Source organism: Cupriavidus sp. HPC(L) (assembly GCF_000307735.3).
Lineage (GTDB): Bacteria > Pseudomonadota > Gammaproteobacteria > Burkholderiales > Burkholderiaceae > Cupriavidus.
Genome location: NZ_AMPR02000136.1, coordinates 1 through 7,950 on the forward strand (window position 1 = coordinate 1; position 7,950 = coordinate 7,950).

Consider the following 7,950-nt stretch of genomic DNA (forward strand, 5'->3'; position numbering starts at 1 on the left):
CCCTCGGCGCCCGCCATGACGGATGCCGGCGGCCGCACCGGCCCGCCCGCCTACGCCGCGCTGCGGCTGCCCGAACCCGACCTGCCACTGCTGCCGCGCCCGCCGCGCGGCTGAATCCCGGCCGTCCGCGCCGATCCCGAACCCGAAGCCCCGCGAGCCTTCGCGGGCCTTCGCCATGCGGCCCTGTCCGCGCCTTTTCCCTGTTGACTGAACCAAGATGAAACGCGTCCTGCTTTTCCTGGCGACCAACCTCGCCGTCATGATCGTGCTGAGCATTACTGCGAGCCTGCTCGGCGTGAATCGCTTCCTGACCGCCAACGGCCTGAACCTCGGCATGCTGCTCGCCTTCGCCGCGCTGATGGGCTTCGGCGGCGCCTTCATTTCGCTGCTGATGTCCAAGACCATCGCCAAATGGTCGACCGGCGCGCAGGTGATCACCCATCCGAGCACCAGCACCGAACTGTGGCTGGTGCAGACCGTCGAGAAGCTGGCCCAGCGCGCCGGCCTGCCGATGCCCGAGGTCGCGATCTACGAGGGCGAACCCAATGCCTTCGCCACCGGCGCGACCAAGAACAGCTCGCTGGTGGCGGTGTCGACCGGCCTGCTGCAAAGCATGTCGCGCGAAGAGGCCGAGGCCGTGCTGGCGCACGAGGTCGCGCACGTGGCCAACGGCGACATGGTGACGCTGACACTGATCCAGGGCGTGGTGAACACCTTCGTGATCTTCCTCGCCCGCGTGGTCGGCTACTTCGTCGACTCGATGCTGCGCCGTAACGACGAGGAATCGAGCGGCCCCGGCATCGGCTACATGGTCACCGTGATCATCTGCGAAATCGTGTTCGGCATCCTCGCCAGCATCATCGTCGCGGCGTTCTCGCGTTATCGCGAATTCCGCGCCGACGCCGGCGCCGCCCGCCTGATGGGTACGCCGTCGCCGATGGTGGCGGCGCTGCGCCGCCTGGGCGGCATGGAAGCCGATGGCCTGCCGCAGAACATGCAGGCGATGGGCATCTCTGGCGGCAAGTCGTGGATGGCGCTGTTCTCCAGCCATCCGCCGATCGAGGCCCGCATCGCGGCGCTGCAAGGCACCCGCTGAAACCGATCCGCGCAGACCGGCCGCGGCCGCATCAGGCGGCCGCGTTCACCGGTTCCCGCGGCGCCCCGGTCTGCGTCTGCGTTTGCGTCGACTGCGCGCGGAACGCGGCGCGATAGCGTTCCGGCGTGGTGCGCAGATGGCGCAGAAAGGCCTGCCGCATGCCGTCGGCACTGCCGAATCCCGCCATGCGCGCCACCGTCTCCAGCCGGCGGTCGCTCTGTTCGAGCGTCCGCCGCGCCGCCTCGACCCGCTGCGTCTCGACGTAGCGGGCCGGCGTCTGCCCCACCTGCCGCGCGAACACCCGCGCGAAATTGCGCGGGCTCATCGACACACGCTCGGCCAGCGCGCCGACCGACAGGTCCGCGTCCAGATGGTCCGCGATCCATCCCTGCAACTCCCTCAGCTCCGGACTCTGCGCCGCCTGCGCCTGCAGCGCGCTGGAGAACTGCGCCTGGCTGCCCGGCCGCCGCAGGAACAGCACCAGTTCGCGCGCCACCGCCAGCGAGACCGCGTGGCCCAGATCGTCCTCGACCAGCGCCAGCGACAGGTCCATGCCCGCGGTGACGCCGGCCGACGTGTACAGGCGCCCGGCCTGGATCCAGATCGGATCGGCATCGACCATCACGCGCGGATGCCGCCGCGCCAGTTTCTCGGCATGGCGCCAGTGCGTGGTGGCGCGCTGCGTATCGAGCAGCCCGGTGCGCGCCAGCACGAAGGCGCCGGTGCACACCGCGCCTAGCCGTCGCACGCGCGGTGCCATCTCCCGCAGCCAGTGGATCAACGCGGCGTTGTCGGCCGCCGCCGCATGCCCGGCGCCGCCGGCCAGCAGCAGCGTGTCCACCGGGCCCGGCAAGGTCTCGGCGATCCGGTGGAACGGCGCATCAGCCAACAATCGGATGCCGCTCTCGGTACGGATCACCGCGTCGTCGCTGACGCTGGCGATGCGGATCTGATAGGACGGATTAGGCCGCCCGGACAGCCGGTTGGCCTGGCCGAACACGGCCGTGGGGCCGGTGACGTCGAGCTCCTGCGCCGGGTCCGGGGCGACGATCAACACCACGCGGGGCGTGTCCGAGACGGAATGCAGATGGCTGGGCATGGGCTTGGTGGGCTTCCTTGGCGAAGGGGGCAAGGTCTTCGCCAGAGCGAGCGTGAAGGCCGGTATGCGGCCGATCATACCGGTGCGAGCGCCCGGCTGCGCCGCTGCCAGCCCAGCGTGATCAGCAGCGCCACGGCCAGCGCCGGCAAGGCCGCCAGGTTCACCGCATCCCAGCCGTAGTGGTGCAGGATCTGGCCCGCCGCCAGCGTCGCGGCGGCGGTCAACACCGCGGTCGAGAACTCGGCCACCGCCTGCGTCCGCGCCCGCTCCGCATCGCGATAACTGCTGGTCAGCAGGGTCGTGCCGCCGACGAACATGAAATTCCAGCCCACGCCCAGGCAAAGCAGCGCGGCATAGAACGCGGGCAGCGAGGTCGAGGCCAGCGCGATCACGCTGGACAGCGCCGACAGCCCGATGCCGGCCATCAGCATCGCCGGATTGCCAAAGCGCTGCAGCAGCCAGCCCGACACGAAAGACGGCGCATACATGCCGACCAGATGCCATTCGATGATCTGCGCGCCCTGCGCGATCGTGTGGTTGCAGGCAACCGCGGCGATCGGCGTGGCCGTCATCACGAACATCATCACCGCGTTGCCGATGCCGTTGTTGGCGAAGGCGGCCAGGAACACCGGCTGGCGCACGATCTCGCCCAGCGGGCGCGCGGGCAATTGGGACTCCGGATTGCTGCCCGCCGGCGGCGGAGGCGGCTCGCGATAGGCAAAGGCCAGCAGCAGCACCGTCGCCACGCCGAAGGCCGCCACCACGGCATAGGAACCGGCGAACGGCAGCGGGCTCATCAGGTCGGTCGACCAGGCGGCGATCGCCGGACCGCAGACCGCGGCCACCACGCCGCCGGTCAGCACGGCCGAGATCGCGCGCGGCTTGTCGGCGGCCGGCGCGGCATCGGCGGCGGCCAGCCGATAGAAGCGCGCAAAGGCCTGGAACACGCCGACCAGCGCGGTGCCGGCGCAAAAGGCCAGGAAATCGTGACGGGCGATGGCCCAGACCGAGATCAGGCCGCCGGCGGTGCACGCGATGCCGCCCAGGCAGAACGCCAGCCGCCGCCCGAGCCGCTCGATCAGAAAGGCCGCCGCGATCGCGGTGACCGCCGATGCCACCGTGATCAGCGCGAATGGCACGGTGGCCAGCGCCTTGTCGGGCGCCAGCGTGTAGCCGACCAGGCCGGTCAGCGTCAGGTCGACGGACAGTGCGGAGGTGAACAGCGCCTGGCAGATCGCCAGCACGCGAGCGTGGGTCATCGGGGACATCGGCTTCATCGGGACTTTCCTCGGCTTCTGTGGATTGGCAGGGATGCCACCGAGCTTAAAAGTCCCGCGAGCTGGCCTTCGGACAACGATCCGTGGATTTCTGCCAAGCGGCCGGACCAGGGGCGCGAGGGGACGAGGGGTGCGAGGGGCGCGAGGGTGCGAGTTGTGCGAGGGGTGCGAAGTACGCGAGGGCGCCGGGGTGCGAGCGGCGCGGGTCCCAGGACGAGAAGACGAGAGCGCGAACGCCCGCCGCCGCCCTACTCCGCCACCCGGCCGCGCAAGGCCTTGATCTGGCTGCGCTGCGTCTTGCCCTCCAGCCGCCGCAGCTTCGACGCGAACGTCGGCCGCGTCGGTCGACGCACCGGCGGCGGCACCGCCACGCTGTCGACCAGCTCGTGCAGCCGCCGGACCGCTTCGTCGCGGTTCAGTTCGAGACTGCGGTGCTGCTGCGCCTTGATCACGATGACGCCGTCACGGGTAATGCGATGGTCGTGCAATTGCAGCAGGCGCTGCTTGTGGTCGTCGGCCAGCGAGGACGCGCGGACGTCGAAACGCAGATGCACCGCGTTCGATACCTTGTTGATGTTCTGCCCGCCCGCCCCCTGGGCGCGGATCGCGGTGATCTGGTACTCGTGGTGGGGGATGGCGACGGGCATGGTCGGTCAACTTGGGGTGGGGCGGCGCGCTTCAAGGTCAGTCCGGCGCGCTTCGGGCAAAGTTCCGGCGGCCGGAGCGGCCGGACTCCGCGATGCGCGCGGCTATCCCCGCAATCTTGGGGTCCAGTCCTCGACTGCCCCGCTCTGGCGGCGGCGCTCGAACAGCCGCCGCCACGAATCGACCAGCGGCAAGGCCAGTACCGCGTCCAGCAGTTCCGGATCGGTCTCGCGGTCGCGCACCAGGCCGGCCAGCCGCGCCACCGACCAGTCGGCATGCGGCCGCTCCAGCAGCACCGCGGCATCGCCGGCCCGCAGTGTGCCCGGCTCCAGCACGCGGAAATACCAGCCGATGCGCAGGCTCTGCTGCACCAGCGCCGACATGTCGTCGCGGCCGAACCGCACGTTCAGCTTCCAGCATGGCTGCCGCGGTTGCGACAGCTGCAAGGTGGCCGAGCCGAGCCGCCAGATGTCGCCGATGCAGACGCCATGCTCGTCGCCGCCGGCCCAGCTCAGGTTCTCGCCGAACGCGCCGGCGCGCTCCAGCACCGGCAAGGGGCCGATGTCTTGCCGCCATGTCGCGTAGTGCTGCCACGGGTAGCAATGGACCGCCTTCTCCGGCCCGCCATGGATGCGGCGGTCACCCTGTTCGTCGCCGTGCAGCCCCAGCGTACCCACCGCGACGGGAGTGCCGACGGGATGCTTGTCGATCGCGCTCTGCTTGCCGGGCGTGCTGGGCCCGCCATAAGGCGTCGCGGTGCCGGTCAATACCTCGCGGATCGTGACCTGGGACGGGCTCACGGCGGATTCTCCTGGACGGGATGGAATGGGGCAGACGCGCGCGGAATACCTGTGCGTCATCAAGGCGGCAAGTGTAGCGCCGAACACAGGAACGCTGCCGGTCGCTTCGCGACCCTCAGAACCCCGTGGCCTTCACCGCCTTCAGGAAGCCGTTCAGCGAACGGTCAGGGGTCTCGTGGAAATGATCGTCCAGCATCCGGATCGCCCGGCAGCGATCGAGGCGAAAGCTCCGGTAGTCCTCGCGCGCCGTGCACCACGCCGCCAGCAGCCAGACGTTGCCCCAGAAGAACAGGCCCAGCGGCTGCACGACGCGCTCGGTCAGGCGCTGCTGGGCATCGCAATAGTCGAGCCGCAACAGCCTCTGCTCGCCCATCGCCCCATGCACCACGTCGAAGACCTCGCGAACCTTGGTCTCGTGCATATAGGCGGGCGCGAACACCCGGCTCTGCTGCGCCGACAACCGGCGCGTCGGCGGCAGCGCCGCCACCAGCTTCTCCAGCGCCGGGTCGGCCGCCGCGGCCAGCGCACCGCCGCCCCAGGCCTTCAGCATCCTCAGCCCCGCCACCAGCGCCTCGACCTCGAGGCCCGAGAACATCATCGGCGGCACGTCGAAGTCCGCCCGCAGCCGATAACCGATGCCGGCCTCGCCTTCGATCGGCACGCCCGACACCGACAGCGCCTGGATGTCGCGATAGATCGTGCGCTCCGACACGCCCAGCCGCTGCGCCAGCAGCGCCGCCGTGGTCAGGCGGCGGCCGCGCAGGACCTGGACGATCTGGAACAGGCGGTCGGCGCGGCGGCTCATGAGCGTGGGTCGGACAGAGGCACGGTCAAAGGCACGGTCAGCGGTTGGCCGGCACGGGCTCGTGCAGGCCGATCTTGTTGCCTTCGCTGTCGATGATGTGGGCGATCCGTCCGATCTCGTCGGGCAGCTCCATCGGACCGAACACGGTCTTGCCACCCGCGCCGGCCACGCGTGCCAGCAGGTCGTTGAGCGCCGGCGTATGCAGATAAGGCAAGCTGCCCTCGGTACTCGGCTTGAACCCCTCGCCGGCCACCAGCGCGCCACCGGAATGGGAATGCGGAAAGATTGCCATGTCGATCTCGCTCATCGTTTCCCGGCGCAGCTTCGTCTCGAAGACCCGCTCGTAGAACTGCACGGCGCGCGCCATATCGACGACAGGAATCTCCAGCCAGTTGATCAGAACGTTTTGCATGATGCCACCTCGGTGGTCGTTGAAGGAGACCGCAGTTTGCGAGGGGGCTGCTGACAGCGTGGTGTCAGGAGGCCCGATGTTGGCCGGCATCCGGGTATCCGGGAGGCGGGGCGGAGACATCGACGGTACTAAACTAGCCTAGCGCGAATGCGACGATATCTGGGTCTCCATCATGGCGCAGAACATTTACGACAATCCGGATTTCTTTATTGGCTACAGCCAATTGCCTCGCCAAATCCATGGCCTCGACGGCGCGCCCGAGTGGCCGGCCATACGAGCCATGCTGCCCGATTTGACAGGTAGCCGTGTCGTCGACTTCGGCTGTGGCTTTGGCTGGGCAACGAGATGGATGCGCGAGCAAGGCGCAGCTTCGGTTCTTGGGCTGGATATCTCCGAGAACATGCTAACGCGGGCAAGAGCGGACACGACGGATCCGAACATCGAATATCGGATCGCAGATATCGAGACGGTGGAGTTACCCGAGTCGGCTTTTGATTTCGCCTACAGCGCGCTGACGTTCCACTACATCAAGGACTTCGAACGTCTGGCCCGGATGATTTATCGGGCCCTGGCGCCGGGCGGCAGCATGGTGTTCACGATTGAACATCCCATCTTCACGGCTGCCGCCGATCCACGCTGGATCGTCGACGGGGACGGCCGCAAGACGTGGCCGGTCAATCGTTATTCGGTCGAGGGGGAACGCCGGACCGACTGGTTTGCGAAAGGCGTGTTGAAGTACCACCGGACCATCGCCACCACGCTCAATACGCTGATACGAGCCGGATTTACGGTCCAGGACGTCGAAGAATTCGCTCCCTCCGCGGAACAGATCAGATTGAATCCCGGGCTGGAAGAGGAAATCGAGAGGCCGATGATGCTTCTCGTCGCCGTAGCGAGATAGCGTGATTGGCGCGCCCGGCTGGGATCGAACCAGCAACCCCTGCCTTCGGAGGGCAGTACTCTATCCATTGAGCTACGGGCGCACGAGAGGCGGCGGGAGCCGCGCGGTCGACTGCGGCGAATGCCGTCGTCGGAAAGTCGCATAGGATACCGCGTTTGCCGTGGCGCGTCCATGCCGGCGCATCTTTTCCCGGGCCCTACGGGTTTCGTCCGAGGCGCTTTTCGCGCCATCGGGAGGGGCTTTGCGGCTATAATCGCCCGTTATTTGCGCAAAAGCGGGGCTGCGTCTCGTCCACTCGGACGGCGCGCCAGGCGGCATGGGGTGTGGCTGTCAGGCTCGGCAGACTCGAAAGCGCGGAGGGGGCGGCAGTCAGGCCCAGACACGGACCAACGAAAGGCCGCCAAGCGGAGCGGTCACGGGTTTCCTGCAAAATCGAGAGTTCAGCATGAGCGACGTCCATAACGAACACGAGTCTCCCATCAAGACCCCGAAGCAGCTGATCGCTGTGGTGATTGCCGCCTTCGTGGTGCCGATCACCGTGATCATCCTGCTGGTCAGCTTCGTCGGTTACGGTGGCCCGGAAGGCGCCGGCTCCACCGATACGGCGGAAGCGGTGGTTGACCGCATCAAGCCGGTTGCCTCGCTCGAACTGCGCGATCCCAATGCCCCGCGCGTCTACAAGACCGGGGAACAGGTCTATACCGCCGTCTGCGCGGCCTGCCACGCCACCGGCGCGGCCGGTGCGCCGAAGTTTGGCGCCGCGGGCGACTGGAGCGCCCGCCTCGGCCAAGGCCACGACGGCCTGCTGAAATCGGTGATCGCCGGCAAGGGCGCGATGCCCCCGCGCGCCGGCACCTCGCCGGACGACTTCTCCGATTACGAACTGGACCGTGCGATGGTGCATCTGGTCAACTC

The 7,950-nt window shown here is 68.2% G+C and carries 9 protein-coding genes and 1 tRNA gene; 3 read left to right on the forward strand and 7 right to left on the reverse strand.

All coding sequences use genetic code 11. The features are described 5' to 3' along the window. Positions 1 to 217: 217 nt before the first annotated feature. Entirely contained in the window at positions 218 to 1,096 is an 879-nt protein-coding gene (gene htpX, locus B551_RS10015; RefSeq protein ID WP_006579120.1) for a protease HtpX, read from the forward strand. A gap of 31 nt (positions 1,097 to 1,127) precedes the next feature. On the opposite strand, the gene B551_RS10020 is transcribed toward htpX, so the two are convergent. The 6 genes from B551_RS10020 to B551_RS10045 all read right to left on the reverse strand — a co-directional run bounded on the left by B551_RS10020 (position 1,128) and on the right by B551_RS10045 (position 6,134). Next, positions 1,128 to 2,195 (reverse strand): GlxA family transcriptional regulator, encoded by a 1,068-nt coding sequence (locus tag B551_RS10020; protein WP_006579119.1) that lies wholly within the window; start codon positions 2,193 to 2,195, stop codon positions 1,128 to 1,130. 74 nt (positions 2,196 to 2,269) lie between these two features. Further along, a complete protein-coding gene (locus tag B551_RS10025) occupies positions 2,270 to 3,472 on the reverse strand; it encodes an MFS transporter (RefSeq protein ID WP_006579118.1) in 1,203 nt (400 codons plus the stop codon). 248 nt (positions 3,473 to 3,720) lie between these two features. After that, the gene (arfB, locus tag B551_RS10030; protein ID WP_006579117.1) at positions 3,721 to 4,119 is read right to left on the reverse strand and encodes an alternative ribosome rescue aminoacyl-tRNA hydrolase ArfB; all 399 of its coding nucleotides are present in this window, start codon (positions 4,117 to 4,119) and stop codon (positions 3,721 to 3,723) included. A 102-nt stretch (positions 4,120 to 4,221) separates the two neighbouring features. Continuing rightward, a complete protein-coding gene (locus B551_RS10035; protein ID WP_006577975.1) occupies positions 4,222 to 4,917 on the reverse strand; it encodes an MOSC domain-containing protein in 696 nt (231 codons plus the stop codon). 115 nt (positions 4,918 to 5,032) lie between these two features. Then, positions 5,033 to 5,722, reverse strand: coding sequence for a YafY family protein (locus B551_RS10040; protein WP_006577974.1), 690 nt, complete (start codon positions 5,720 to 5,722; stop codon positions 5,033 to 5,035). Between the two features lie 37 nt (positions 5,723 to 5,759). After that, a complete protein-coding gene (locus B551_RS10045) occupies positions 5,760 to 6,134 on the reverse strand; it encodes a VOC family protein (RefSeq protein WP_006577973.1) in 375 nt (124 codons plus the stop codon). 172 nt (positions 6,135 to 6,306) lie between these two features. Between B551_RS10045 and B551_RS10050 the strand changes: the two genes are divergently transcribed. Then, complete coding sequence (locus B551_RS10050) at positions 6,307 to 7,035, forward strand: trans-aconitate 2-methyltransferase (protein ID WP_023263998.1); 729 nt, start codon at positions 6,307 to 6,309, stop codon at positions 7,033 to 7,035. A gap of 6 nt (positions 7,036 to 7,041) precedes the next feature. Here the strand turns inward: B551_RS10050 and B551_RS10055 are convergent. Beyond that, positions 7,042 to 7,117 (reverse strand) — tRNA-Arg (locus B551_RS10055). Between the two features lie 363 nt (positions 7,118 to 7,480). Between B551_RS10055 and B551_RS10065 the strand changes: the two genes are divergently transcribed. Then, a partial coding sequence (locus tag B551_RS10065) for a cytochrome c5 family protein (protein ID WP_023263999.1) occupies positions 7,481 to 7,950 on the forward strand: 470 nt, incomplete at its 3' end.

Excerpts from the sequence above, each read along its gene's own strand:
- B551_RS10050 (WP_023263998.1), top strand. The coding sequence starts at position 6,307 with ATGGCGCAGAACATTTACGACAATCCGGATTTCTTTATTGGCTACAGC.
- htpX (WP_006579120.1), top strand. The coding sequence starts at position 218 with ATGAAACGCGTCCTGCTTTTCCTGGCGACCAACCTCGCCGTCATGATC.
- B551_RS10025 (WP_006579118.1), bottom strand. The coding sequence starts at position 3,472 with ATGAAGCCGATGTCCCCGATGACCCACGCTCGCGTGCTGGCGATCTGC.
- B551_RS10045 (WP_006577973.1), bottom strand. The coding sequence starts at position 6,134 with ATGCAAAACGTTCTGATCAACTGGCTGGAGATTCCTGTCGTCGATATG.
- B551_RS10040 (WP_006577974.1), bottom strand. The coding sequence starts at position 5,722 with ATGAGCCGCCGCGCCGACCGCCTGTTCCAGATCGTCCAGGTCCTGCGC.
- B551_RS10020 (WP_006579119.1), bottom strand. The coding sequence starts at position 2,195 with ATGCCCAGCCATCTGCATTCCGTCTCGGACACGCCCCGCGTGGTGTTG.
- arfB (WP_006579117.1), bottom strand. The coding sequence starts at position 4,119 with ATGCCCGTCGCCATCCCCCACCACGAGTACCAGATCACCGCGATCCGC.